Raw genomic sequence first — 26,504 nt, 5'->3', positions numbered from 1 at the left:
CGGGGAACACCTATGACAGCAGAGTATCGTGTAGTTGTTGCGGGCTGTGGAGCGATGGCTAATGAATGGATCAGCTATGCGCTGAAGCATGCTGATATTGAAATCGTCGGACTCGTAGATATCCGGGTGGAATCCGCGCAGGCCATGGCAGAGAAACATGGACTCACCTGCCCGGTATTTACAGATATATCACAGGCAATTGAAGCTACAGCGGCCAATCTGGTGTTCGATATCACCGTGCCTTCCAGCCATTTCAGTATTGCCAGTAAGGCACTGGAAGCCGGATGTCATGTCTTTACCGAGAAGCCGCTGGCGGAAACGATGGAGCAATGTAATGAAATCGTTAACATGGCCGGACGTACCGGGCTGAGCCATGCCGTCATGCAGAACCGCAGGTATGATCCGCATATCCGCTCTTTGCGCGGGCTAATCACCTCGGGAGCCATAGGGCGGACGGGTTCCATAAGCGCAAGCTTCTTTCTGGCTCCGCATTTCGGCGGCTTCCGGGAAGCGATGGACAGCCCGCTGCTCCTGGACATGGCCATCCATACCTTCGATCAGGCCCGCTTTATCAGCGGCGCCGATCCTGTAAGTGTGTACTGCCAGGAATTCAACCCTCCAGGATCGTGGTATGAAGGGAATGCGGCGGCTATCTGTATTTTTGAAATGTCAGACGGCTCCGTATTCTGTTATCAGGGCTCATGGTGTGCAGAAGGCGCGCCTACGTCCTGGGAAGCCTCATGGCGAGTCCAGGGGGAACGGGGGGCAGCGATCTGGGATGGCCGGGATATGCCGTATGCCGAGATTATCGGTGGCGGTGAAGCTGCCGGACAGTTCCTCAATGAATATGAGCGGGTAGAAGGGCCGGCTGTGCAGATGGAGGAGACCTTCCATCAGGGCTGTCTCGAAGAGATGTTCCGCTCGCTTGCGGAGCAGCGCCCAGCCGAGACCGACTGCCGCGACAACCGCTATAGTATGGCGATGGTGCTTGGCGCTTTGGAGAGTGCGCGGACAGGCAGCAAGCTGGACATTGCCGAATTCATCCGGAATGCCGAGCGGAATGTGCCGGATAAATAAAATGTGCGGAAGAGGGAAGGGCAGCCGACCGGCGGCTCTTTTCTTTTGTGAAAGATAGGAAATCAGCGATTCTCTAAGAAACTTGTAACTGGTTACTGGTAGTGCTGGAACAAGACGAGTAGCGTGATGCGGACTGAGAATCCGTTATGCAAAATAAGTCACATAAATCCATCTGAATCTGACAATGCTGTATTCCTGATTACTCCAATTGAGATTACAATGAATACCAGGGTAGTGGATGCTAATCAAGGAGTGATCCGGTTGAATGAACCATTAAGAGTAGTGATTGGAAGCGGAGGTAGTCCGCACAACAAAGGATGGCTGCATACGGAAGAAACGGAACTGAATCTGCTGCGTGAAGCGGACTGGTCTAAGAAATTCAGCCCCGGCTCCCTGAAGGTCGTTCTTGCCGAACATGTCTGGGAGCATCTGACCTATGAGGAAGGTGTGCAGGCAGCCTGCAACTGTTATACCTATCTGGCTCCAGGCGGATATATCCGCTGTGCTGTTCCGGACGGATTCTTCCCGGATGAAGCTTATCAGAACATTGTGCAGATCGGCGGGCCGGGACCCCTGGACCATCCTGCTGCCTCTCACCGGATCGTACATACTTATATTACTCTGCAGAAGATGTTCACTGCCGCAGGGTATCAGGTTAAACTGCTGGAGTACTGTGATGAATCCGGCCAATTTCATGAATTTCCCTGGGATGAGCGCGGCGGTTTCATCTACCGGTCCAAGCGTTTTGATCACCGTAATACGGAGGGGAAGTTAGGTTTTGTTTCATTAATTGCAGATGCAGTTAAAGTGTGAGACTTGTATTTAAAAGTAACAAATAGGCTGATCCGGTAGCAGAGAAATCTGCGTATGGATCAGCCTTTTTGCGTTCTTAATAACTAATGCCGGTTAGAACCCTTTATACTGCGGCTCTTCTTTCTCGATTTCGGCTACGCGGCCTTCCACCTGCTGGACAATCTGCAGCGTCTGCTCTGCAGCATTGGTGAACAGGGTTTTGGCTTCCTCGTTCTGGGTTTCCATGGCGAACTGCTCAAGACTGGCTTGGGCGCTCTTCAGCGAAGCTACGCAGGTTTTGACCTGTGATGCAACAGTCATTGGATCATTACCTCCTCGGGTCTGGGTTGGAACAGAATCTCACAGTGTAGTATCCGCATCCCTTAGCAGGACATACAGGTAACAAATCCCATTTGGCAGATAGTCTGTGCGCCCATTTGGCAGCAGGAATTTATTCTCTTGGTTATTTTCCGCCTGTTTTGACAAATAATGAAGCTGATGCGATATATGCGGGTAATGAATAACTTTACAGGAGGTTTTACGAATGCCGGAAGCACTGGAGGTCATTCTTCGGACAATTTTTGCTGTAGTAGTGCTTTTCTTCCTTACTAAAATACTGGGGAAGCGTCAGGTTTCACAGCTGTCTTTTTTCGAATACATTACGGGAATTACTATAGGCAGCTTGGCAGCATATATCTCGCTGGATACGGACAAAACCTGGCACCTCGGCCTGATTGCACTAATTGTCTGGGTTGCCTTCTCGTTCGGAATTGAATTCCTTCAGATCAAGAGCAAGAAAGCGCGGGATTTCATTGATTTCAAATCGACCGTACTGATCAAAGACGGTAAGATCCTGGAAGACAATATGAAGAAGGAGCGTCTGTCGACGGACGAGCTGCTGGAGGAGCTGCGCAAAAAGGATGTCTTCAAAGTGGCTGATGTTGAATTTGCCATTATGGAGTCGGACGGTGCGATCAATGTGCTGCTCACCCGTGAGAATCAGCCGCTTACACCCAAGCATCTTGGGATTAAGGTTGCTCCAGAGAGAGAGACTCAGGCTGTGATTATGGACGGCGAAATTATGGATGAACCGCTCGATACCCTGAATCTGTCGCGCGGCTGGCTGGAGGGGGAACTTGGTAAGCTTGATCTGAGCGTGGAGAATGTATTCCTGGGCCAGGTAGACTCTTACGGCGAGCTTACCGTAGATCTGTACACGGATAATGTGGAGGTTCAGCAGCCGCAGGACAAGCCCCAGCTGTATGCGCTGCTTAAGAAATGCGAAGCCGATCTGGAGCTGTTCAGCTTGTCAACGAAGCATAAAGAAGCCAAGCAGATGTACGAAAATTGCTCAGAACAGCTGCAGACCTTGCTGAAGAAGCTGAAGCCTTTTATCCAAAATTGACACCAAATATTGATTGAAGCTAAGACCCCACATAGTGGGGTTATTTCCTATGCACATCGCTGTGAATCCAGAAGAGTCCGGCGGAAAATTCATAGAAAATTCTATAATTCAAAGAAATACAATAAAATGGTTCTGAAACCTCTGTACAATTACAAATATTTACTTATAGTGGAGATTAGATTGGCTGCTGCGAAAAAGAACACAAAGCAGTGATCTGCATAGTCGGGCAAAGGGAGGAACGCCATGGCGTATAGCTGCTGCACTTAGACAGACAAGTTTTCGTTGGAATTGCAACCGTAATGCAAACGCTGCAAATGGTTATTAAATAATCCAATACTTTGGAGGTTAATGTTAACGTGAAAATAAAAAAGCGATTTACTTATGCTTTAATGATTGCGCTTTCTTCAGTGCTCGTCTTGGGCGGGCTGCAATGGGGCATACCTTCAGCTGCTGCGGCAAGTCTGTTCAATGATGATTTTGAATCCGGCAGTGCAGGCAGCTGGACCAGTACCACAGGTACATGGTCTGTGATTCAGGATGGCAGCTCCAAGGTATATTATCAATCTGCCAGTACAGAAGGCCGCACCTCCGCAGGCAGCAGCACATGGACTGATTATAGCGTGCAAGCGGATGTGAAGGTGGATAACTTCAACGGAAGCAACCGGACTTATGTGTGCGGGCGGTATACGGACGGGAACAACTACTACGCAGCTTCTTTGTCGAACAGCAATGGCGGCACACTCGAAATCCGCAAAAAAGTCTCGGGTTCGAGCACAACGCTGGCCTCCAAAGACTTCGCGGTTTCTACAGGCACTGTGTACACAGTGAAGCTTGAGCTGAGTGGAGATTCAATAAATATGTATGTGAATAATGTGCTGCAATTAAATGCACACGATAACAATTTGACTGCCGGAGGCATTGGCCTTGTTGCTTACAAGACTTCAGTCAAATTCGACAATGTCGTAGTCAACGGGGCAGGTTCCACGGTTCCGACCGCTGCACCATCCGCAACACCAGCAGCGACAGCAACCGCAAGTCCAACTACCGCCCCCACAGCTACTGCGACTTCAGCACCTACGGCAACCCCAGTAAGTACACCAACAGCAACAGTAACACCGAGCACAGCACCAACTCCAGTTCCTACGGCCGCCCCGACGCCAACGGTAACACCGGTATCAGGAAGCCTGTATGTTGCACCCAACGGGGCAGCCGGTAATCCGGGTACAATTGGCAGTCCGACGACACTCTCTTCGGCACTTACCAGAGTGGCTGCCGGAGGAACAATTTACATGCGCGGAGGTACCTACTCCTTCACAGCTCCGGTAACGGTTGAGCGGGAGAACAGCGGAAGCTCCGGGCTGCGCAAGAACCTGGTGGCCTATGGAAGTGAGAAGCCGGTACTGGATTTCTCAGGAGAGACCTTTGCTTCTACTGAGCGCGGCCTGCAGATATTCGGACACTACTGGAATGTAAAGGGCCTTGAAGTGAAAGGGGCAGGAGATAACGGTATCTTCATCGGCGGTAACTACAACATTATCCAGAATGTTGAGGTTCATCATAACCGGGACTCCGGGCTGCAAATCAGCCGCTATTCCTCTACCTTGTCTAACATGGCCGATTGGCCCAGCTATAACCAGATCATCGGCGTGTATTCCCATGACAACTTCGATCCGGATAATGGCGAGGATGCTGACGGATTTGCCGCCAAGCTGACGATTGGACCCGGGAATGTGTTCGACTATTGCATCTCGGCCTGGAACACAGATGACGGCTGGGATCTCTATACCAAATCGGATACCGGCCCTATTGGTGTGGTCACGATCAAGAACAGCATTGCATATAAGAATGGCCAGACCTCGGACGGAAACAGCACAGCGAACAGTGACGGCAACGGCTTCAAGCTTGGCGGTGAAAAGATTGCTGTCAATCACATCGTGTTGAACAGCATCGCTTTTCAGAACAAAAAACACGGGTTCACCTACAACAGCAATCCAGGTTCCATTCAAATGACCAATAATACCTCGTGGAGCAATGGTCAGAGCAATTTTGCCTTTGATACAGGAACTCATCAGTTTACGAATAATCTGAGTTTTGCCGGCGCTTCCAGCGATAAGACCAGCGGAACGGATATCCTCAGCACCAATGTATGGTGGAAAAGCAATGCCAGCACCAATGCCAAAGGCCTAAGCGCAAGCAGTAGTGATTTTGTCAGTCTTACACCTTCGGTCGTGAGAAATGCGGACGGTTCGTTCAGCCTCGGCAGCTTTCTGAAGCTGGCCGCCGGAAGTGATCTGATCGGATCAGGTACGCCAAGCGGTACGAACATCGGCGCTACGTTTCAATAAGCCGGATAACAGGACGGATTTCCATTTCCGGCCGGCAGCGGTATACTATAATCGGTTTCATAGGATCTAATTTGCTATAGGGAGGATGCTGCCGATTATGGAATATGTGAAGCTGGGAACAACGGGACTGGATGTATCACGGATTTGTCTGGGGTGTATGAGCTACGGGGTGCCGGAGCGCGGAACTCATCCCTGGTCACTGAATGAGCAGGAGAGCCGGCCGTTTATCCGCAAAGCGCTGGAGCTGGGCATCAACTTCTTCGATACGGCCAACATTTATTCTGACGGTACCAGCGAAGAGATTGTCGGACGTGCGCTCAAGGATTTCACCTCCCGTGATGAGGTAGTCATTGCTACTAAGGTGCATGGTAAAATGCGCCCGGGCCCCAATGGCGGAGGCCTGTCGCGTAAGGCTATTATGAGCGAGATCGACCATAGCCTGAAGCGGCTGGGGACGGATTATGTGGATTTGTACCAGATTCACCGCTGGGATCCGTCGACACCGGTTGAAGAAACGATGGAAGCGCTGCATGATGTGGTGAAGGCGGGCAAAGCACGCTACATCGGAGCATCCTCGATGTCTGCCTGGCAGTTTCTGAAGGCACTGCATGTGGCGGAGCGGCACGGCTGGACACGATTCGTATCGATGCAGAATTATGTAAATCTGCTGTATCGTGAGGAAGAACGGGAAATGCTGCCGCTGTGCAAAGCGGAAGGGATCGGAGTGATTCCCTGGAGTCCGCTGGCCCGCGGGCGGCTGACCCGGGACTGGCAGGAGACGAGTACCCGATCGGAAAGTGACCAATTTGCTAAGCTGCTGTACTCCCGGACGGAGGAAGCCGACCGCCTTGTGGCGCTGAGAGTGAAGGAGATTGCTGAAGAACGGGGTCTTCCGCGTGCCCAGGTTGCACTAGCCTGGGTCCTCCAGAAGAAGCCGGTCACAGCACCGATTGTCGGTGCGACCAGCATGAGCCATCTGGAGGATGCTGCTGCAGCGGTATCGGTTACGCTCAGTCCGGAAGATGTACTCCGTTTGGAGGAGCCTTATATTCCTCATCCTGTGATGGGCTACTAAGGACAGATACAGCAACGATAATACACTGTTTAATGAAGGAGCCGGGATGATCCGGCTCCTTTTTTAATGAAATTTATATATTTTGGGGCCCGCATAGTGGGGCTATTGCGCTTAGGGGGCATAAATTCAGGGTGTTCTGGCACACTAAGGAAGATTCTCTATAACCGGAAGGAGGCAGGCAGGGTGCCGGACAAGAATATACTGGAGCTCATCAAAGAACAGCTCACGGATTGCAGCGATGCTGTATACCAGTCGATACATGTGTACGGACACGCCTGCATGCTGATCTATATACCTGCCATCGTGGACATGCTCAGCCTGCAGGAGTTTGTTGCCAGCCCGCTGAAATCAGAGGCTAACAGTGAACCGGACTGGCTGCAATTCATGGAGCGTCTGGACCGCGGCTCAGCCTTTGCGATTCCTTATATGAAGGCTTTTCATCCGGACAGGGCCGTGGAGCTGATTGTCAGCGGGAATCCGGTTCTCTGTATTGAAGGACTGCCGTATGTCTATTATTTCGAAATTACCCAGTATCAGAAGAGGGCAGTGTCCGAATCGCAGAACGAGCTGGTGGTCATTGGACCCCAGGAGGCTTTTATCGAGGATGTTCAGACGAATCTGTCCTTGCTGCGGCACAAGATCAAGCATGCCGATCTGAAGACCAAACATTTCTCGATCGGCAGATACACCAAAACCGATGTATATCTGGTTTATATCGAAGGGCTCTGTAAGCCGGAAATCCTGGCTGAAATGGAAGAGAAACTAAATAATCTCTCAGTCGACGGAATTCTGGGCATCAGCTATTTGGCTGAGCATATGCGCCAGGGGCATTTTTCACCTTTTCCAATCTATCAATATACAGAACGTCCCGACTCTGTAGCCGCATCGTTGATGGAGGGCAGAATCAGCATATTGCAGGACGGTACCCCGTCGGCATTACTGGCACCTGTAACTTTCTTTGCGCTCCTGCAATCCTCTGAGGATTATTACCAGAACTTCTATGCCGGCAGCTGGATCCGGCTGGTCCGCTTCTTTTTCTCGCTGATATCGATGATTCTGCCTTCTTTATATGTGGCGATCACAACCTTCCACGCACAGATTATTCCGTCCAACCTGCTGATCACCATTGCTGCCGCCCGTGAGAATATCCCTTTCTCCGCACTGACGGAAGCTTTGCTCATGGAACTTACTTTCGAAGCACTGAGAGAAGCAGGGACCCGCATTCCGAAGCCGGTTGGCCAGACTGTCTCTATTATCGGCGGTATTGTCATAGGGCAGGCTGCGGTACAGGCGGGAATTGTCTCAGCACCCATGGTCATTGTAGTTTCCATTACGGGTATCGCCTCCTACATCATCCCCCATCTTGAGCTTGGATTGACCTTCAGGCTGCTGCGTTTCGTGCTCCTGATTCTGGGGGGGACGATGGGACTGATTGGTGTCTTCATCGCCGTTTTTATCATATATGGCCATCTGGCTAATCTAAAATCGTTTGGCACTCCCTTTCTCCAGCCAGTGGCTCCGCTGGTTCTGGAAGACTGGAAGGATACCGTGGTCCGTGTTCCGTCCCAGTATATGACGGAGCGCAGCTCCTCCTATACCGACAGGAAGAATAAAAGGAGACAGAAGCAATGAAGCCCCTCAAGCTGATCCTTGTGTTAGTGCTGCTTTTGAATCTGACCGGCTGCTGGTCCAAGCTGGAACTCGACGAATTGACCTTTGTATTTGGCTTGTTTATTGATGTTGGTGAGGAACCCGGAACGGTTGAGGTGACTATCAGTTCGCCGCTCCCGAACCGTCTGGATTCAGGCGCACAAGGGGGCGCGGCTGGAGACGGAAAGAGCTACTCTATGGTATCCAAGACTGCACCGACCATTCCGGAAGCTATCCTGCTGATTCAGAAGGATTTGTCACGCAAAATGGAGGCTTCACATCTCAAGATTATTGTACTGGGCAAACAATATGCCAAGCAGGGGATAGGAGATATGCTGGAATGGTTCCAGCGGCAGCCTGAGAATTCTCTCGGAACCTATATTATGGCTGCTCCAGGCAAGGCTAAGGAGATCCCGATGCTGACACCGGTCTTCGAGCAATTGCCCGATCAGGTGCTTAATAATATGGCCAGGCAAAAGATTCTGTTCAGCACAACAATCAGAGACTGCATACTGTCGGAATCCTACCATATGGGCTATGCCATGAATTATTTATCTTTCGGCAAAAAAAGTGAAACTTCCGAGCAGGGGAAAACGGAATATTGGTGCGGGGTAGACGGTGTGATGCTGTTTCAGGATAAGAAGATGAAGGCCATACTGAAGGTGAAAGAGGGTAGAGCCTTGGCTTGGGCAGCAGATCATTATGTTCAATCTGTAAATTCGTTTGCTTGGGATGATGACGGCAAGGGGACTGCCACTGCGTATTTTCTGAATGACAAAACCTCCTCCTCTGTCAAGATGACTCCTGAAGGGCCAGAATTCCATGTGAAGCTAAAAGGCCGGGCGAGTATAACCTCTTTCAAGGATTCCAAACAACGTAAAGCGGACCAGCTCAGCCATCTGCTTAAGACCAAACTTCAGGAGAAAGCGGTAAAGGAAGTTTCGGAGACGCTGGAAAATGTGCAGAAGGCGGGAATAGATGTACTTCAGCTCGGTATGCTGCTGGAATGGAATTATCCGGAAGAATGGAAACGTCTGCGTGATCACTGGGAGGATTATTACAGCAGGGAGGCCCGGATCAAGGTGACAGCTGATTTTAAAATTGCGGATTTTGGTTCGGAGAAATAAGGGGGCGAAGGAGGAAATATGCGGACATCTAAATGGCAAATGACTCGGTTCTCGATTGTATACCTTGGCTCTCAAAGTACGATGTTTCTGATTCCCGGTCTCATTGAAACCTCATCCTATCAAGGATGGATAAGCCTGATTCTTGGCGGTTTCCTTGGGCTGATTCTGTTATATTTCACGATCATGGTGGGAAAGCTCAAGCCGGGAATAGGCTGGGTTGAGTTCGGGGCAGAAATTATGGGGAAGTGGCTGCATGGAATCATAGTGATTCTGCTCTTGTGCTGGTGTATTTATTACGTATCATATGATATACACAATTTCGCACTGTTCTTCGGAGGCAATTATTTGCGCGGAACTCCCCCGCTTTTTATTATACTTGTTGTAGGTCTGGTCATTATGTACACCGCTCATCTGGGTTTTGCCTCTATGGTGTATATGTCGGAAGGCATTGCTCTGATCTGCATTGTCTTCGCCATTCTAAGTACGTATTTATTCATCCAGCATGCAGAATATTCTATGCTTCCGGCATTTATCCATTATCATGACCCGCGCATCGTCATTAAGGATTCGATTACGGTGATGTCCTGGTTTGGCGAATGGGTTGTGTTTCTTTTTGTTGCCCCGGAGCTTAAGATCAGCAATAAGATCATGAAGCCACTAAGTTTGGGGGGGATCACTGTGATACTGATTGTTCTGATAGTATGGCTTATGACCATGCTGAATTTCGGCCCGTATCTCGGGAAGGAACTGCAGTTTCCCTTCCTGCAGATGATCCGCAGTTCCTCGAATGATGATCTCCTGGGAAACTCTGATCCGATTCTGATTGGCATATGGTCGTCCTCAATGTTCATTCACAGCTCTTTTATGATCTATGTTGCTTATAAATGCGCCTTGTATCTTACCAGACAAAAAGCAAAAAAAATTATGATTCCGCTCCTGACGGTCTGTTCCATTACAATTGCATTTGTATACTCGATGAATGTGGCCGTATATTACCACAATTATTATTCTTTCAATACGAGTATTTTTTGGCTGATTGTGGAGTTTATACCGGTGTACTATTTTATCGTAGCATGGGTACGCTCGAAGTCCGGCAAGCAGCTGAAATGACTGTTGATTCTCCCAATTATATAATGTAGACGCTTTCTGGTATGATTAAGCTATAGTACATACCTTTTTTTGGAATAGGATGGTGTCATTATACATGAATCTTCAAGAAGCATCTGCTCTAATTGAATCGATAAGGGGAAATTTGGCTAAGGTTATTGTCGGAAAAGAAGATGGTGTAAACCTGCTGCTGACAGCTTTGCTCGCAAATGGTCATGTACTCCTGGAGGATGTGCCCGGAACAGGCAAAACGCTGCTTGCCAAAACACTCGCCCGCTCGCTGGACTGCACATTCAAGCGGATTCAATTCACGCCCGACCTGCTGCCTTCTGACTTAAGCGGCATCAACTACTACAACCAGAAAAGCGGGGAATTTCAATTCCGTCCAGGTCCGGTATTCGCCAGTATTCTGCTCGCTGATGAGATTAACCGGGCCACTCCGCGTACCCAGTCAAGCCTGCTGGAATGTATGGAGGAGCGGCAGATTACCATCGACGGTGTGACTCATGAGCTGCAGCGGCCGTTTCTGGTCATCGCCACGCAGAATCCGATTGACAGCCAGGGGACGTTCCCGTTGCCGGAGGCACAGCTCGACCGGTTCTTAATGCGGATTACAACAGGGTACCCCACATTTAATGAAGGGGTTCATATTCTGCAGCGGTTCCGCCAGAACAACCCGCTGGAGGATACCGGTGCGGTTGCAGGTGCAGAGGAAATTCAAGAGATGCAGCGGCTTACCGCTGGTATTAATGTAAGTGATGAACTGCTGGCGTATATGATCAGTGTGGTCGAGGCTACACGTAAATCTCCTGCTGTCCGGCTGGGTGCGAGCCCCCGGGCAGGCTTCGCCCTCCTGCGTGCTTCGCAGGGATATGCTCTGATTCAAGGGCGGAATTATGTTATTCCGGATGATATTAAGTCTGTGGCCGTTCCGGTGCTTGCACACCGGCTAATCCTTCAGCGCGGACCCGGAGTCCGCGAGGGGCAATCGGCAGAGGTCGTGCTACAGGTGCTGCGCGAGGTGGAGGTTCCGGCGGAGGCTGCTGTCCTGTCCAGAGGCGGAAGGGTGGAATGAGCCATGTCGCTGCCGTGGTTCATTGCAAGCACGCTGTTTCTGCTGTTGTTCGTCTCTGTTATATACGACCGTAACGCACTTAAGAAGGTCACATATACCCGCTATTTCTCGGCCAAGGCCGTATATGCAGGAGAGCAGGTGGAGATGGTCGAGGAGATCATGAATAAGAAGCTGCTTCCCCTGCCTTGGCTGCGTCTGGAATCCAGTATCGCCCGGGGGCTTGAGTTCGGCTCCCAGGAGAATCTGGGCATCAGCAGCGGTGAGATCTCACAGAATCATGTCAGCCTGTTCTTTCTCAGGTCTTACCGCCACATCAAACGCCGGCATAACGTGATCTGCCGGGAGCGCGGATTGTTTCTTCTGGAGACCGCGACGATGACCACAGGGGATCTCTTCGGGATGAGCCGCAAATCGAAGACCTTCCCGCTGCAGCTGGAGCTGCTTGTCTACCCGGGGCTGCTTCAATTTCATGAGCTTCCGCTGCCGGTGCACAGCTGGCTCGGCGAGCTGCCCGTCAAGCGCTGGATTGTAGAAGATCCGTTCCTTACTGCAGGTACCCGCGAGTACAGTGCAGGGGATTCCCTGGCTTCGATCAACTGGAAAGCGACAGCCCGGACAGGAAGCATGCAGGTGCATCAGAAGGATTTCACGGCCGATTCACGGCTTGTAATCTGCCTGAACGTGGAGATCAGCGATTCCATGTGGCGGACCGTAACCGATGTGGAGCGGATCGAGCTAGGCATCCGGTATGCGGCGACCGTGGCTGAATATGCCATCAGCCATGGCATTGAGACCCGGCTGCTCAGCAACGGAAGGCTGGACGGTGGCGGGGCAAGAGATCCGGTGGATACTTGGCCGATATCACAGGCTGAAGAATTCCTTGGCATGCTGGCCAGACTGAATCTGGACAGAACATTGCCAATGAGCAGGCTGATGGAGATTGAAGCAGAGAAGGATGAAGGCGATACGGATTATCTGATCATTACCTGTCACCGGGGGGCGGAACTGCAGGATGCCGCTGCGGTATTGAGCTTCATGGGGAATGGAGTAGAATGGCTGGATATTCCGGAAGAAGGCGGTGCAGCGCTATGAAACTCCGTTTCTCATCTTCATTCCAGGCCAACCTTGCGCTATGGATTACTGCTTTCATAGACTGGCTGCTGCTTCTGCCTGTCTGGCTGGCGCTGCAGACTTATCTGCAATCGGGTGAAGCAGCGGTACGGTGGATTTACCTATTACCGCTGCTGGTTGCAGGCGGTGTACTGCTGCGGCATAGATGCAGCCGGTTATGGCAGCAGCTGCTGGCGGCGCTGCTGCTGGGTCTCTTGACCGGACTGATAAGCAGCACACTGACACTCCCGGGCATACCGCTGGTAGCGGGTGCCACAGTCTGTGCGTATCTTGGCATGACTACAGCTTCACGGGTGAACCGATTCAGAATCTATCTGGCCGGAATCACAATCTATTTCATTGGTTCAATAGCCTTCTCCCAGATTCCGGAGCTTCAGGCTAATGTGACTATATTAACCTGGAGCGGAAGCTTATGCCTGGTGCTGGCACTGATTGACTCCAACAGCAGCCATCTGCGCTACAGCTCCTTAAACAGTGATTCTGCACGTCTGCCTGAAGGCCTGCGGCGGCATAACCGCCTGTATCTGGCGGGATTCATTGTCCTGGCGGCAGTCCTGGCGGCGGGCGGCGGCAAAACGGTGGGTATGCTGCTGTGGAATGCGGTGAGGCTCTTCTTCACCTGGCTCAGCCGGCTATCCTCCGGTGCAGAGGAACCTCCGCCGGAGGAGGCTCCTCCACAAGCCATTCAGGAATTCCCGGCAGCGGAAGCCGGTGAACCTGGCATTCTGGCCGCAATTCTTAACATTGGCTTCTATATTATAGGTGCAGCTGCAATAGTTGTGGTGCTGTATTACGGAGTACGCTGGCTATACAGAAATACCGGTGGACTGCTCCGCAGAGCAATGGACTGGCTGTTGACAGTGCTGCGCAGAGAATCGCCTGCAGCTGCTGCCGGTTATCAGGATGAAGAGACCAGCCTGTTCACTTGGGAGCAGACTGTTCAGGGCTTCAGGGATTACTTTCGTACCAGGCTTACACCATCCAGCCGCCGGGACCGGTGGGAGACGATGGACGGAAGCCGGGCACGCATCCGCTGGCTCTATCGTCATTGGCTCCGCGCCAAGCATACTGACGGGTATGAGGTGAAGGCATATCTGACGCCTCAGGAGACGGCTGCCGATGTGGCAGCATGGTCGGAAGGACAGAAGCGGCAGCGCAAATACCCGGGCAGCGAAGGGGAAGCCTATAACCGCCTGCTTGCATTTTATAATAAAGCCAGATATGCAGATGAGGAACAGTCAGACCTCACTGAGCTCTCTGCTGAAGAGATTACGGCACTTAAAGAACAGTTGAAGCTGTAGCTAATCCTGCAGGAAGGAGAAATAGGGATGACCCCATATTTACGAGGCGAGCTGGCCAAAGAGGCCGGAGTAAACATAGAAACGCTCAGGTATTATGAGAAATACGGGCTGATTCCGCAGCCTCAGCGCACGTCCAGCGGATACCGGATGTATCCGGAGGAAGCGCTGGAAAGGATCGCTTTTATTCAGAATGCGAAAGCTTGCGGTTTCACTCTGCGTGAGATCAAAAAAGCTTTGGTCAAATCTGCAGACGGCAGTATCGGAATACCGGATTTTATTACAGTTATTGAGAGTAAAATGGCTGCTGTTGATCTGGAGATTGCCAAACGGCACAAGACCCGCACAAAGCTGGAAGAATTGAAGAGCAGCCTCCTTACACAGGACAGGCATCCGGGTGTTCAGGAGACTCTTGATATCTTGAACATGAAAGGCTGAACCGGCGGGAATTTAATCTGAGATAGCCACTTGACCCTGTACTCCGGTACAGGGTTTATATTGAGTCTATGAACGATTAAGAGGAGGAATGAACCGTTATGTTATGCCCTAGTGTTACTCCAGCCGGACAACTGCAGGCCATTTCCAACCAGTTGAAGCACAATAAACCCTATCCGGGACAACCGGCCCAAGAGATCCGCGCTGCCCTTGCGGAATCCGCCGGACAACTGCCTGTGCTAAACGGTGTGCAGGTTGAGCAGGTAAAGACAGAGAGGTTCAGTGGGGAGTCGGTCAGAACTGCTGGGAAAAAGGATGCGCATTGGGATACAAAGGTAATTCTGTATTTCCACGGCGGAGGGTTTGTGGCCGGCAGCTGTGCAGTCTACCGGGATCTGGCCGCCAGGCTCTCGGCCGCCAGCGGAATTGCGGTGCTTACTGTGGAATACCGGCTGGCTCCGGAATTCCGTTATCCGGCTGCGGGTGAAGATTGCCTGTCTGCGTACCTGTGGCTGCTGGACCAGGGCTTCAAGCCCGGGCATATCATATTTGGCGGAGATTCCGTAGGTGCCACGCTTGCCCTTATGACGCTGATCTCTCTGCGGGATGAAGGGAAGCCGCTTCCGGGCGGCGCATTCCTGCTCTCGCCTCATGGAGATCTAGTTCATTTGGACGGAGAGTCTTATACGAGCCGGGCGGATAGAGATCCGACCGGAAGCCGGGAGACTAATCAGCGTATTCTGGAAGATTATCTTGGGGAGTATGCCGGGGAAGCTCCTGCACTATTATCACCGCTGAGACAAGACCTCACTGGATTGCCGCCTCTGTTCATTCAAGTAGGTGATCACGAGGTTCTGCTGAGCGATGCCGAGCGGCTGGCCGGTAAGGCACTAGAGGAGGGGACACCCGCCAAGCTGGAAGTGTGGGAGAACATGTGGAGTGTGTTTCAGATGCTGGCTGCGCTGCTGCCTGAAGCGCAGCAGGCGATTCATCATATTGGCGAATATGTAAAAGAGACGCTGAAGCTGGAAGCTGAAGTATAAGGGTTCAAAACAGTAGGCGCAGCAGCATCAGCGCCAGGATGCCGGTGACTACGGTTCCGAGCAGGCTGCGGGTTTTGACGGCTACCCAGAAGGAGGGCAATGCCGCGATCAGCTCCACATTCGTGGAAAGGCCGGCGAACCTGCCGTCTGTTACGAATAGTTCCTGGGCGACCAATGCAGCCATTACCGCAATTGGTACAAAGCTTAACCAACGCATCCCCCAGTCCGGAATGGAGATCCGGCTAAGCAGCATAAGCGGAAGAACGCGCGGGATGAAGGTAACGAGTGCAGCGCCCAGGATAATGAAGAAGATGTCCAGTCTTATTTCCATTGTTCAATCACCATTCCAATCGTAGAGGCTATAAGAGCTGCCGCAATTACGCCCATGCTGGGCGACCACAGAATAGAGACCAGAACGGCAACAATGACAGCTATGAAGCCGACGGTAATGTCCAGCAGATATTTGCGCCGTGCCATGACCGTCAGTACCAGCAGTCCGATGAACATGGCGGGCAGAGCGAAATCCAGCCCCCACTTCTCCGGACTGGATATCCACTGTCCGAGGAAGGCGCCGGCGATATTGGCCAGGAACCAGTTCAGATAGGCTGTGATATTAAGCCCGTGCATCCATTTCTCGCTGATCCGCTTCCTGGAGGCGCTCTTCTGGATGGCTACCCCGAAGGTCTCATCGGTAAGCAGTGATCCAATCAGCAGATTGCGCAGCGGATTCAAATGGCGGAAGTACGGCGATATCGCCGCGCTCAGCAGCAGATGACGCAGATTGACCAGCAGAATTGTGATGATGATGCTGGAGGCGCTGCTTCCGGCCGCAATCATTCCTGCGGCGATAAACTGGGCTGATCCGGCATAAAGAATAATGGAGATCATGGCAATTTCGGCAATGGAGAGGCCGGCAGTTTTCTCCACGACACCTGCTGCAAAGCCAATGCTTAGATAGCCGAGCAGAGTAGGGAGGCAGTCTTTGACCCCTTGCAGGAAGGTGTCATTCCCCTCCGGTACCTCTAGGGCATCCCGCTGCAGGCGGCCATTCGCCGGAGACTCCTGTTGTATGAATTCTGGCTTCACGGATTCACTCGCTCCTCTATATTCCAAACTATTCATTTCCAAGCTATGTATAGCATCACATATAAACTTGTAATAACCGCTTTGGTAAACCGCTTGCTGAAGGTTTGACAGTGACCGGTCACGGTATATCAGGTATGCTTAATTGTACTTTGTACATCTAAATCACCTGATTTACTAGTGTTTAAGCGTTTAGTTGTATTTCGTGCAATTAAACTGCCCTATGTAGAGGGGTGCTCGCCCATTCGGGCAAATTTAGTTGTACAGACTACAGTTATTAGAGGCAAACATGCTTTTTCTCTGTTTTTTAATTGCACATAATACAACTATCACTAACTTCCACGTTGAAACTGAATATGAATTTCAGTTTTTAATATCTAATAATTCACAGCGAATTGCAAGGAAATTCTATATTTCATATGCTGCAATGCCCTCGCTCGTTTCGGTACCGGGCAGCTTGCAGCAGCAAAAGGGTTCCGCTATCCACAGAGCAATCTGCGGCGGCGGAACCCTTTTATATTGATTTAGTCATGCCTAAGCTTAAAAGGAATTGTTATTCCAGCACCAGAACGCCATATCCATCCAGCGTATAACTTCCCGTGAGGGTTTGCCCGCTTAGCAGATCCGTTCTGGATTCCTTAAGCACGATCTCTGCCGGTTCTTCACTATAGTTAAGCAGGAAGGTGAGTCCTGCAGCGGCATCTCCCTCAGAAGCGCGGATCTGCAGCTCAATCTCCGGCGGCAATTCCAGCCATTCGGCAGCTGGTGAATTCAGTCCCAAACTTCCGATCATTTGCAGCACGGCCTGCTCATTGAATACAGCCCCGTAGTACCAGACTTCCCCCTTGCCGCGCTTGTTGCGGGTTACCGCCGGTTTGCCGGCATAATAATCGGTAGCGTAGGTTCCCATAACCTCGACACTGTCCTCTTCCACATGAAGAATATCATTGAAAGCATCCGCACCCGTAAGCGTCCCTGGATTATTCGTCCATCGGATCGAGGTAGGCTGACGTGTTCCTTTGACCATAGTGAACTCTTCCACGGTTACACCGCACATCTCCTGGGCTGCTCCGGGAAAAGGCCGCATATAACATTGTCCGGTGGTATCCTTGTATCCGGTGCGGCAGCCGAAGATCAGCTTCCCGCCTTGCTGTACATATTGATCCAGCAGGGCCGCTGTGTCGTCACTCATAATGGCCGGATGCGGGTAGACCAGCACCTCGTAACGCACAAGCTCCGCAAGCGTTGTATTGCTGCGCATATACAGAACATCATTGGGGATATGCTTCCGCTGCAGTGCCTTGAACCATTCCTTGTTGCTCTGCCACATGAATGGCCCGTGCCAGATGTCATATTCCCCGTCCCACTCATTATCATAATCCCGCACGATGGCGATATTAGCCTGAGTCCGGCTGCCGATGAAGGCTTTGCCGATCTTTGCCAGCTCCTTGCCGATCAACTCAGCTTCCTTCACGCGCCGGTTAGGCTGGTTATGATAGTCATTCAAGCCGTGCCAATAGATTTCGTTCCCCATAGTAGCTGTCCGCCAGCGGAAATAGAGCAGCATATCCGCACCATGGGCGATAGACTGGTAAGTCCACAGCCGCATCTGCCCGGGCTTCGGAGAAGGCATATCCATCCGGTTGACCCAACCGCCGGGTCCCGACTGCTGTTCCATCACACAGAAGTTGCTGCTGACCGAGCGGACCGCAGAGAGTGACAGTCCCCAGCCGCGGTCACGCAGCGGGTTCACCTCTGCCGGATCATAGTAAATGGTCGAGAATTGCGGATATGAATCATAGCTGAAGAAGTCCAGCAGCTCGTCATTCAGTTCATGGCTGTCCAGATGTCCGAATAGGCCGTTCGTAGTCACCCACTGGTCAGGTGCCAGTTCACGGAGGATATCCGCCTGGATTTTGGCAAAATAAATCGTGTTATAAGAGATGAAACGCTTCTCATCCAGTGCCTGATGCGGATTGGGCTGGTTAGGCGAGGGGGTTGGCCGGGTCAGATAGACCTGTGACCAGCGGGTATAGGTCTGATTCCAGAACACAGTACCCCAGGCTTCATTCAGCTTATCCAGTGTCACATATTTATCCTGAAGCCACGTCCGGAAGGCAAGATGGTCACTCTCCGAGTAGAACACATTTACCTCACAGTTCAATTCATTATCGATCTGCCAGCCGGTCACTCCGGGGTGACTGCCGTAATGCTCTGCAAGCTTAGTCACAATTCTGGCGCAGAGCTCACGGTATTTGGGGCTGCTGTAATTATAATGACGGCGCATGCCATGCTGCATCGTCACACCTTCATGAGTCACATTTAATACCTCAGGATATTGCTCGGTTAGCCAGGCGGGCGGAGTGGCAGTAGGTGTTCCCATAATCACCTTCAGCCCGTAGCTGTGCGCCAAATCTATAGCACGGTCAAACAGGCCGAATTGAAATTGACCTTCTTCCGGCTCAAATACCGACCAGGCGAACTCGCCCAGACGTACAATAGTGAATCCGGTTTCAACCATACGGCGGTAATCATCCGCCCACATGGATTCAGGCCAGTGCTCGGGATAATAACAGACGCCAAGCTCGAATCGTTCTGCAGCAACAGGTTTCTTCATAGTAACCTCCAAGTGTAAATATATGCTTTATAGTTGGTACCAATCTATTGTATTATCAGCAGTGTATACACTTATATAACATAATATTGCTATTATATTACTATATTGCGTGCTTGATTCAAGGCGGAGAGAAGAGGGGATCGTATGAAAAAGCATTATGTTCTACCGCAGCCAGCGTATGCCCATTATGTATGTTATCCGGAGATGCTGGGCCATTACAGCGACTTCCCGCAGCATGCGGAGCGCAGAAGTGAAGGTTTCCTGGGCAGCTATAACCTTCATATGGTCTTTGGCGGAGAAGGGTATGTGTTCCAGGAAGGGGAACGGATATCGATGAAGCGGGGGAGCGGGTTTCTGTTCCCGCGGGGGGCTTACCAGCAATACGGTTCTGATCCGGGCCAGGCCTGGAATGTGCGCTGGGTCCATTTCGCCACAGCTTTATCTTTGCCGATGCTGGAGGAGGCGGATCACTCCCGCGGTTATTTTTTTACCTTCGATCCCGGAACGGGCTATGAGCCGGTCTTCGAGGAGATGTACAGGCTAAGTGCGGCTTATGAGACCCGGAGTGAACCGCGTCTGTCTACCCTGCTCTATGAGATTCTTGTGACGCTGATGCAGAATTCTGAGCCGCTGCACGGGTCGGTACCGCTGGAGATCAGACATTCCATCCGGCTCACGGCCGACAGGATACACAGCGAATGCGAGCGGCCCTGGACACTGGAAGCGATGGCCCGGCTTGCCGGTTACAGCAGCTATCATTTTCTGCGGCTGTTCCGGAGCATAATGGGCAAGACGCCGAACCGTTATTTAAGTGACTGCCGGATGGCCCGTGCCAAGCTGCTGCTGGTTTCGACTGAGCTGTCTGTCGCGCAAATTGCGCTGCAGAGCGGTTTTCACCAGTCGAGTTACTTCATTAAGGTCTTCAGACAGCTGGAAGGCATGCCGCCAAACCAGTACAGACGGTTGTTCAGCTCATAGAATCATAGTGTAGCCGAAACAATATTAACAAACTTTGTTACATTATCAGCGCTTTTTGTGCTGTACTTGACATGTTTTTGCTTGAGAAGGTTACAACCGGAGGCGAAGGGTTACAAAGTGGATACAATTTCCACGCTGTCTGCAACTATAATATTGCTAGTAAATACATCTGGAGGGAAATAAATGAGAAAGTATAGAGTTACATATGCTGCTCTGCTCGTGAGTACGCTTGTAGCCGGCCAGCTGGCCGGCAGCATCACTGCCCCCGTTGCCGCCGCAGCCGCAACATCAAAGAACGCGGCGGCACCCGCCGCTGCACCAGCATTCAAATTCAATTCCGTTCCGCTGGGAGCCGGGGTGACTGCAGTCCTTGAGAACGTGAACATCTGGAGTCAGACCGGCGGAAATATCGTATCGTATACGCTGAAATATACCAATTCCGGTAATTCAAGCGCGAGTCTGCTGAAATATTTCTCACGGGTTGTAACACCTGGCGGTTCAGTGCTTCCGGGGAATCCGGTAGGAACGGATGCACTGAAGAAAAAAGTCGGCGCGAAAGAAAGTCTGAGCGTTACCTACTATGTAAATGTGGGACAAACTTCATCCTTGCAGGGCCTTAAGATCTCCATGCTGGTCTGGGACGCCAAGGCGAAGGGGTATCTGAAGCAGACGGGTTCTTACGCAGTTCCGGCGAATTACTCTACAGCTGCAGCAGCCGGTACAAGCCTGAATACCACCATGAACGACATTCCTGTTACAGCCAGTGCAGATTCACTGCAGCTCTACAAATACGGCGGCAAAGTCTATGCCAAGGTTGGACTCAATCTGACCAATAAAGGAAATAAGGTGCTGGGGGATCCGGGGTATTCTGCGTATCTGGTATCCGCCAGCGGGACTTCCTTTGAGCTTGCGTTAAGCAGCACGCAGGCAGATTACAAGATTCAGCCGCAAGAGAAGCGGAGCATCTATTATCTGGCCGAAATACCAGCCTACCTTAAGACGGATAATATGAAGCTACAATTTACGCAAAAGGATGAAACTACGAAGCTGGAGCTGCCGAAATCGGCCTATAAGCTTCCAGCGGCCACATCACCTAATCTGGTCGTCGGCAGCGGCGTAGTCAAAAAAATCATCGTGAACAGCAATACCATAGAAACGCTGATACGCAATGCCAATGTATATTCACAGGATGCAGATGCGGTATGGACTTTTCAGATGCAGATCAAGAATACCGGCAACAAAGCAGTAACGCTGCCAAGCTATGAGCTGGCGGTCAAATCCCAGAAAGGCACAACCTTCCCGGTGAGTGCGAAGGGGTTAAGCGGAGTTACACTCAAGCCGCTAGAGACCAAAATCATTCCGCTGACGGTCCGCGTACCGCTTGAAGTGGAGCAGTCCGGCCTGCAGCTGCTGATGATCGAAGCGGTTGGCGCGGATAATATAAGCGGGCCTGATTCATCCGGGACCAGCGAGGGAGCGGGAACTACCGGTACTCCGGGCACACCGGCTCCAGCAAGTCCTGTGACCGCGACTACTAAGATGATTTTCCCTGTAGCCTACTTCGTAATCCCCTATGCGCTTCGTGCTGATGTGATGACCGGCCAGGAGTATATGACGACGAATTCATACGGTTCATTCTCTTACAGTATTCAATCTCTGCAGCGTTACCCATGGAGAGATGATGACATTGTAGCTGCAAGACTGAGAATCACCAACACACAGACTGTGTCACTTACGATCCCGGAGCTGAAGGGTTCAATCAAGCTTGACAATGACAGTCTGCCCGTGACTACGGAGTTGTACATGGACAACAAGGAATCATCGGTGCTAGCCCCAGGTAAATCGGTGGAATTGTATGTACTTGGCAAAATAGCCTACACGTCAGAGTTCCGGGACATGCGGGTTGCCTTAAACGGCACACAGAATTCGGAAAGTGTTCCGTTCCTGGATCTCAGTGTCAACAACTCGATCAACAGTATCCCGACCATTGCGCAGGGCAAGAGCTACACTATAAGCAAAAAAGGTAAAGCGGCAAGTTTGATGGAGAACAAAACCACTGTATATGAAGGAGAGAATTACAATCTGGTCTATACGGAGCTTCTGCTGAGCAGTGAAGAGAAGCGACAGAGCAAGATGGCCCGGCTGCAGGCCTACTACAAAACCAAAGATGGACAATATTTTGAAGCAAGCTCCAGCCAATCGGATAACAGTGCTTCTCCGGGTGCCAAACAGCTGGTAGTATTCTGGACCAAGCTGCCCAAAGCTGCTGATATCGCGGACATTTCACTCTACCTGGGTGCCGGTATCAACGGAGGCAAGCTAATTGAGAGTAAAGAGGAAGCGACCGGATTTGTGGATGTGGCTGCGCTCCAGCTGAATCCGCAGGGTAATGTACCTGCTACTACACTGGCTTCGACTGTGTTATATCCGTATACAATTTCCGTGCAGAGCTCTGAAGGCAAGCATCTGAGGTCATCGGATACCCTGGATATTACGATCAACTATGGCTTGAAGCGGGATAACCAGTATGATGCAGGAGCGCTTGAACATAAGCTGATTCTGCAGATTACCGATCCGTTTGGAATCTCTACAGAGAAGACACTTACACTCGGAACAGATCTGACCGAAGGAACCAACAACCAGTATTCGCTCTCCATCAGCAGAACCCTGTACAAAACGATGGGTGGAGGGGCCTACTCCTTAACATTCTATGATGAATTCCAGGGTGAGCGCATAAAGCTGGGCAGCCAGGCTTATGCAGTCACCAATGTGAATCCGGTCAAGCCTGAGGAATGATCTTCATAAATCAAACTAAATATACCGGTTAAAAAAGGAGCAGCTTCCATGTTGCGTGTTGAAGATATTACGCATTCGTACAAAAGCGGTAATGAATGGACATCCGTTCTTCATAAAATCAATTTTGCCGTCAAGGAGGGGGAGATGGTTGCACTACTGGGCAGTTCGGGGTCCGGCAAGTCGACGCTTCTTAATCTGATGGCCGGCTTGATGAAGCCTACGGAAGGTCATATCTACATTGCCGACAAAGACATTGTGAAGATGGGCGAGAACAAGCTTGCCGAGTTCCGGCGCAAGCATATCGGATTTATCTTTCAGGCGTATGAGCTGATTACCAGCCTGACTGTCCGGGAGAATGTAGAGCTGCCGCTTGTATTCCAATCGGTGTCTCCATCCGTCCGCAAGAAGAAGGCGCTCGCCCTGCTGGAGCAGGTGGGCATTCCCGACAAAGCGGATTTATTCCCTTCCCAGCTCTCCGGGGGACAGCAGCAGCGGGTCAGTATTGCCCGGTCACTGATCACAGAACCGTCGGTCATCTTTGCAGATGAGCCTACGGGGAACCTGGATTCCAAGACCGAGGAGGAGATTATCAGCATTCTGCTGAATCTGAACCGTACGATGAAAACCACGTTTATTGTAGTTACACATGAATATAAGGTGGCGGAACAAATGCAGCGGATCTTTACGCTCAGAGACGGCTTCCTGATCACTGAGCAGCAGACAGCTGCGAAAGCCGGGCAGAAGGCAGCTGTAGAGGTAGAGACTGAAGAGCAGGCAGCTGCAGAGACTGAAGAGCAGGCAGCTGCAGAGACTGAAGAGCAGGCAGCTGCAGAGACTGAAGAGCAGGCAGCTGCAGGTACTGAAGAGCAGACGCCTGGTGAAGCTGAGCAGCAGACGCCTGGTGAAGCTGAGCCTGCAGAGGGAGGGAAGCCGTGAAGATCAGAGATATTTCACGGATGGCCTGGGAACAGGTCAAACGGCGCAAGGTGGTTACAGGTCTATGTATGACCGGGATTTCCATCGGCTGCGCAGCAATTATCGTGGCCTTGAGTGTGGGCCAATCTGCTCAAGTCTATGTGACCGAACAGGTGAACCAAAGTTTCAAAATGGACGAAATTATGGTCTCGCCGGGCGGGGGAATTCCTTCAAACGGCAAGGGCGGCAGCGGAGGCGGCGGTTCTGGAGAGGTGAATGAGAACCTCGACCCGGGCAAGCTGACGGACCAGAAGCTGAAGATTATCCAGGGACTGAATCATGTGAAGGCCGCTTCACCTTTTCAGGAGGCAGGATATCTGCAGCTGGTGACGATCGACAATAAGATTGCTGATGTCAGGATCATTGTCGCCGATCTGCAGATGCTGACGGAATACGATCATAAATTCAAGCAGGGCGGAGCGAATGGCCAGCCGGGAACGATCGTGCTCAATTACGGGGCGACGCTGGGCTTAATCGACTTGGAGACCCGCCAGAAGCTTTATGAAAGTATGGGCAATGATCCGTTCAATCAGGATATTCAGGAGCAGTATAGAAAACTATCGGTCCAGCCCTCCGAGCTGTACCGCAAGCAGATTCAGATTCAGGCGCAGGACTATAGCACAACAACACCTGCAACGAAGCTTAGCTCTCCGCTTCAGGTGGGCGGCATTCTGGAAGGAGCAAAAGGGATCGACGATATGCAGGCTTCGTATGACAAGATTATGTATATATCACCTGAAACTGCAGCGCAGCTCTCCAAGGAACTGGTATTTGATAATTCCACCACCAGTGTCCTCAATCTCCCGGAAGAGGGGAGCTATAACGCAGTTACAGTGAAAGTGGATGATGTGGCGAACATCAAGTCAGTCGAGCAGATGATTCAGAAGCTGTCACTGAACGCTCAAGACAATCTGTTCCAGCAGGAAATGCTGAAGGAACAATTTGACATGATTAAGATGGCAGCACTCGGCATCGGTGTATTTATTCTGATCATCGCCTCGATCTCCATTATTGTGGCTATGACGATGTCGACCCATCAGCGTCGCCGGCAGATTGGCATTATGAAAGTCCTGGGGGCTAACATGGGTCAGATCCGCAATATGTTTATTACAGAAGCCGCGCTTCTGGGATTGCTGGGCGGACTGCTCGGTGTCTTGTTCTCCTATTTAATTGTCATGGGGCTAAATAAGCTGGTCGGTTCGGCAGGCGATGGGATGAATTTCTTCATCCCGCCGATGAATTTGCCGATCGGGATATCCTTTGCCATTATGACCGGAGTTCTGTCCGGAATCTATCCGGCCATCAGCGCCTCCCGAACCGATGCGTTGACCGCCATTAAACGAGATTAAGCCTAAGCTAGAAAGGAAGCCGAAATGATGAAGAGGACTCTAAAGAAGAGCCTGAAGTGGATCATAATCTTAGGTATCATCAGTACCGCAGGTTATCTGGGGTATACCAAGTTCTTCAAGGGCAAGGAGGCGGCAGAGCTTCCGCCGGAAACGATGCAGGTAATCAGTTTCCCGGTAACGGAGGAGACGCTGACCAGCTCGATACAGGTAAAAGGAAGATCGCAATACCAGCAGGAGACGCTGGTGTATGCACCGTTTGCCTCTAAGGTGACCGCCTGGAAAGTAGAGAACGGGGCACAGGTCAAGAAAGGGGACGTCCTTTTTACCCTGGATCAGAGTACACTCCGCAATGAGATTGCGACGGCAGAAGCTGCCAACCGCAAAACGAAGCTGGAGGCGGAGCTGAACGCTTTTGTCAGCCAGCAGGAGGATGATAGTGCGGCTCCGGCCGGTACGGAAGCGGAACGGCTGAAGGCGCTGGCTGCCCAGGAGGCTGCGCGTCTGAACGACGAGCTGAATCAGGTGAATGCGGAGATCCAGGCCAAGGAGCTTGCGGATAAAAAAACGAAGCTGAACACGGCGGTCTATCATGCACCCGATAACGGCATCTTCCTCTACGACAGCAGTACTGAGCGTCCGCAGACGGTTACAGATAACCAGTACATCGGCAAGATCGTTGATCTGAACAAGCTGGAGTTCATTGCACAGGTCGGAGAGCAGGATATCTTCCGTATCAAAAAAGGGATGAAGGTACAGGTGAAGATGACTGCGATGAAGGATCTGATCCTTAATGGGGAAGTAACCGAGGTATCCAAATTTGCGACGACGACCACCGGCCAGAATACGGCTGGGCAAATCCCGCAATTCGAAGTAGTTATCTCCCTGCAGCCTGACGAGCATCTGATCGGCGGCCTCAGCCTCAGCGGTGACATCGAGACCTCGCGTAAAGAGAAGGCGGTAGTGGTCTCCAGTATTGCCGTTGTCCATGAAGGTGATCTGGCTTATGTCATGCTGGACAAAGGGAATGGCCAATATGAGCGCACGGAGATCAAGATTGGCATGGAAACGACAGAGAAGACTGAAGTACTCTCGGGCTTGAAGGCTGGGGATACGGTAGTTCTTCAGTAGTATAGCAGCAGTGAAAAG

Annotated in this window: 20 protein-coding genes and 2 pseudogenes; 18 read left to right on the top strand and 4 right to left on the bottom strand. The window is 51.3% G+C overall.

What is annotated here, in order from left to right; all coding sequences use genetic code 11:
* Window positions 1-12: 12 nt before the first annotated feature.
* Entirely contained in the window at window positions 13-1,077 is a 1,065-nt protein-coding gene (locus NSU14_RS15335) for a Gfo/Idh/MocA family protein (RefSeq protein WP_340946001.1), read from the top strand.
* Between the two features lie 219 nt (window positions 1,078-1,296).
* Window positions 1,297-1,890 (top strand): class I SAM-dependent methyltransferase, encoded by a 594-nt coding sequence (locus NSU14_RS15330; protein WP_340945999.1) that lies wholly within the window; start codon window positions 1,297-1,299, stop codon window positions 1,888-1,890.
* 93 nt (window positions 1,891-1,983) lie between these two features.
* Here the strand turns inward: NSU14_RS15330 and NSU14_RS15325 are convergent, their stop codons facing one another.
* Complete coding sequence (locus NSU14_RS15325) at window positions 1,984-2,190, bottom strand: DUF1657 domain-containing protein (RefSeq protein WP_042136998.1); 207 nt, start codon at window positions 2,188-2,190, stop codon at window positions 1,984-1,986.
* A gap of 223 nt (window positions 2,191-2,413) precedes the next feature.
* Between NSU14_RS15325 and NSU14_RS15320 the strand changes: the two genes are divergently transcribed.
* The 11 genes and pseudogenes from NSU14_RS15320 to NSU14_RS15270 all read left to right on the top strand — a co-directional run bounded on the left by NSU14_RS15320 (window position 2,414) and on the right by NSU14_RS15270 (window position 15,560).
* On the top strand, window positions 2,414-3,274 hold the full coding sequence (locus NSU14_RS15320; protein ID WP_042136999.1) for a DUF421 domain-containing protein: 861 nt from the start codon (window positions 2,414-2,416) through the stop codon (window positions 3,272-3,274).
* 1,031 nt (window positions 3,275-4,305) lie between these two features.
* A pseudogene (locus NSU14_RS15315) lies at window positions 4,306-5,619 on the top strand (right-handed parallel beta-helix repeat-containing protein); the annotation flags it as partial.
* A gap of 97 nt (window positions 5,620-5,716) precedes the next feature.
* A complete protein-coding gene (locus tag NSU14_RS15310) occupies window positions 5,717-6,694 on the top strand; it encodes an aldo/keto reductase (RefSeq protein WP_042141158.1) in 978 nt (325 codons plus the stop codon).
* A gap of 183 nt (window positions 6,695-6,877) precedes the next feature.
* A complete protein-coding gene (locus tag NSU14_RS15305; protein ID WP_340945995.1) occupies window positions 6,878-8,326 on the top strand; it encodes a spore germination protein in 1,449 nt (482 codons plus the stop codon).
* On the top strand, window positions 8,323-9,471 hold the full coding sequence (locus NSU14_RS15300) for a Ger(x)C family spore germination protein (RefSeq protein WP_042137003.1): 1,149 nt from the start codon (window positions 8,323-8,325) through the stop codon (window positions 9,469-9,471). Before NSU14_RS15305 ends, NSU14_RS15300 begins: the two co-directional genes overlap by 4 nt.
* A gap of 18 nt (window positions 9,472-9,489) precedes the next feature.
* Window positions 9,490-10,581, top strand: a complete 1,092-nt coding sequence (locus NSU14_RS15295; RefSeq protein ID WP_042137005.1) for a GerAB/ArcD/ProY family transporter — start codon at window positions 9,490-9,492, stop codon at window positions 10,579-10,581.
* A gap of 94 nt (window positions 10,582-10,675) precedes the next feature.
* Window positions 10,676-11,653 carry an AAA family ATPase gene (locus NSU14_RS15290; protein WP_340945992.1) on the top strand — a complete coding sequence of 326 codons (978 nt, stop codon included), beginning with the start codon at window positions 10,676-10,678 and terminating at the stop codon, window positions 11,651-11,653.
* Window positions 11,654-11,656: 3 nt separating this feature from the next.
* Window positions 11,657-12,745, top strand: a complete 1,089-nt coding sequence (locus NSU14_RS15285) for a DUF58 domain-containing protein (protein WP_076244962.1) — start codon at window positions 11,657-11,659, stop codon at window positions 12,743-12,745.
* Entirely contained in the window at window positions 12,742-14,085 is a 1,344-nt protein-coding gene (locus NSU14_RS15280; protein ID WP_340945987.1) for a hypothetical protein, read from the top strand. The genes NSU14_RS15285 and NSU14_RS15280 overlap by 4 nt, the downstream gene beginning before the upstream one ends.
* Before the next feature lie 27 nt (window positions 14,086-14,112).
* A complete protein-coding gene (locus tag NSU14_RS15275; protein WP_042137014.1) occupies window positions 14,113-14,520 on the top strand; it encodes a MerR family transcriptional regulator in 408 nt (135 codons plus the stop codon).
* 98 nt (window positions 14,521-14,618) lie between these two features.
* Window positions 14,619-15,560, top strand: coding sequence for an alpha/beta hydrolase (locus NSU14_RS15270; protein WP_340945983.1), 942 nt, complete (start codon window positions 14,619-14,621; stop codon window positions 15,558-15,560).
* Between the two features lie 4 nt (window positions 15,561-15,564).
* Here NSU14_RS15270 and NSU14_RS15265 read toward each other — a convergent pair whose 3' ends face one another.
* From NSU14_RS15265 to NSU14_RS15255, 3 genes are all read right to left on the bottom strand, one after another.
* The gene (locus NSU14_RS15265) at window positions 15,565-15,891 is read right to left on the bottom strand and encodes an AzlD domain-containing protein (RefSeq protein ID WP_042137016.1); all 327 of its coding nucleotides are present in this window, start codon (window positions 15,889-15,891) and stop codon (window positions 15,565-15,567) included.
* Entirely contained in the window at window positions 15,882-16,601 is a 720-nt protein-coding gene (locus NSU14_RS15260; protein WP_042141160.1) for an AzlC family ABC transporter permease, read from the bottom strand. Before NSU14_RS15260 ends, NSU14_RS15265 begins: the two co-directional genes overlap by 10 nt.
* Before the next feature lie 595 nt (window positions 16,602-17,196).
* Window positions 17,197-19,260, bottom strand: coding sequence for a beta-galactosidase (locus NSU14_RS15255; protein ID WP_336100626.1), 2,064 nt, complete (start codon window positions 19,258-19,260; stop codon window positions 17,197-17,199).
* Window positions 19,261-19,404: 144 nt separating this feature from the next.
* On the opposite strand from NSU14_RS15255, the gene NSU14_RS15250 reads away from it, so the two are divergent.
* From NSU14_RS15250 to NSU14_RS15230, 5 genes and pseudogenes are all read left to right on the top strand, one after another.
* Window positions 19,405-20,238, top strand: coding sequence for a helix-turn-helix transcriptional regulator (locus NSU14_RS15250; RefSeq protein WP_042137023.1), 834 nt, complete (start codon window positions 19,405-19,407; stop codon window positions 20,236-20,238).
* A 183-nt stretch (window positions 20,239-20,421) separates the two neighbouring features.
* Window positions 20,422-23,034 (top strand): hypothetical protein, encoded by a 2,613-nt coding sequence (locus NSU14_RS15245; protein ID WP_340945976.1) that lies wholly within the window; start codon window positions 20,422-20,424, stop codon window positions 23,032-23,034.
* 48 nt (window positions 23,035-23,082) lie between these two features.
* Window positions 23,083-23,772 (top strand): annotated as a pseudogene (locus tag NSU14_RS15240) (ABC transporter ATP-binding protein); the annotation flags it as partial.
* Window positions 23,773-23,966: 194 nt separating this feature from the next.
* Window positions 23,967-25,358, top strand: a complete 1,392-nt coding sequence (locus tag NSU14_RS15235; protein WP_171719390.1) for an ABC transporter permease — start codon at window positions 23,967-23,969, stop codon at window positions 25,356-25,358.
* Between the two features lie 24 nt (window positions 25,359-25,382).
* Window positions 25,383-26,486, top strand: coding sequence for an efflux RND transporter periplasmic adaptor subunit (locus tag NSU14_RS15230; RefSeq protein WP_331281722.1), 1,104 nt, complete (start codon window positions 25,383-25,385; stop codon window positions 26,484-26,486).
* The last annotated feature ends 18 nt before the right edge of the window (window positions 26,487-26,504 follow it).

Origin of the sequence: Paenibacillus sp. FSL R10-2771, assembly GCF_038000205.1 — a bacterium.
Taxonomy (GTDB): Bacteria; Bacillota; Bacilli; order Paenibacillales; family Paenibacillaceae; genus Paenibacillus_AQ; species Paenibacillus_AQ phytohabitans.
This window is presented reverse-complemented; position numbering and strand designations above follow the sequence as displayed.

What these genes read in the sequence shown, in the direction of transcription:
- NSU14_RS15280 (WP_340945987.1), top strand. Translation starts at nt 12,742, where the DNA reads ATGAAACTCCGTTTCTCATCTTCATTCCAGGCCAACCTTGCGCTATGG.
- NSU14_RS15265 (WP_042137016.1), bottom strand. Translation starts at nt 15,891, where the DNA reads ATGGAAATAAGACTGGACATCTTCTTCATTATCCTGGGCGCTGCACTC.
- NSU14_RS15290 (WP_340945992.1), top strand. Translation starts at nt 10,676, where the DNA reads ATGAATCTTCAAGAAGCATCTGCTCTAATTGAATCGATAAGGGGAAAT.
- NSU14_RS15310 (WP_042141158.1), top strand. Translation starts at nt 5,717, where the DNA reads ATGGAATATGTGAAGCTGGGAACAACGGGACTGGATGTATCACGGATT.
- NSU14_RS15245 (WP_340945976.1), top strand. Translation starts at nt 20,422, where the DNA reads ATGAGAAAGTATAGAGTTACATATGCTGCTCTGCTCGTGAGTACGCTT.
- NSU14_RS15325 (WP_042136998.1), bottom strand. Translation starts at nt 2,190, where the DNA reads ATGACTGTTGCATCACAGGTCAAAACCTGCGTAGCTTCGCTGAAGAGC.
- NSU14_RS15275 (WP_042137014.1), top strand. Translation starts at nt 14,113, where the DNA reads ATGACCCCATATTTACGAGGCGAGCTGGCCAAAGAGGCCGGAGTAAAC.
- NSU14_RS15250 (WP_042137023.1), top strand. Translation starts at nt 19,405, where the DNA reads ATGAAAAAGCATTATGTTCTACCGCAGCCAGCGTATGCCCATTATGTA.
- NSU14_RS15285 (WP_076244962.1), top strand. Translation starts at nt 11,657, where the DNA reads ATGTCGCTGCCGTGGTTCATTGCAAGCACGCTGTTTCTGCTGTTGTTC.
- NSU14_RS15255 (WP_336100626.1), bottom strand. Translation starts at nt 19,260, where the DNA reads ATGAAGAAACCTGTTGCTGCAGAACGATTCGAGCTTGGCGTCTGTTAT.
- NSU14_RS15335 (WP_340946001.1), top strand. Translation starts at nt 13, where the DNA reads ATGACAGCAGAGTATCGTGTAGTTGTTGCGGGCTGTGGAGCGATGGCT.
- NSU14_RS15300 (WP_042137003.1), top strand. Translation starts at nt 8,323, where the DNA reads ATGAAGCCCCTCAAGCTGATCCTTGTGTTAGTGCTGCTTTTGAATCTG.
- NSU14_RS15295 (WP_042137005.1), top strand. Translation starts at nt 9,490, where the DNA reads ATGCGGACATCTAAATGGCAAATGACTCGGTTCTCGATTGTATACCTT.
- NSU14_RS15230 (WP_331281722.1), top strand. Translation starts at nt 25,383, where the DNA reads ATGATGAAGAGGACTCTAAAGAAGAGCCTGAAGTGGATCATAATCTTA.
- NSU14_RS15270 (WP_340945983.1), top strand. Translation starts at nt 14,619, where the DNA reads ATGTTATGCCCTAGTGTTACTCCAGCCGGACAACTGCAGGCCATTTCC.
- NSU14_RS15320 (WP_042136999.1), top strand. Translation starts at nt 2,414, where the DNA reads ATGCCGGAAGCACTGGAGGTCATTCTTCGGACAATTTTTGCTGTAGTA.
- NSU14_RS15330 (WP_340945999.1), top strand. Translation starts at nt 1,297, where the DNA reads ATGAATACCAGGGTAGTGGATGCTAATCAAGGAGTGATCCGGTTGAAT.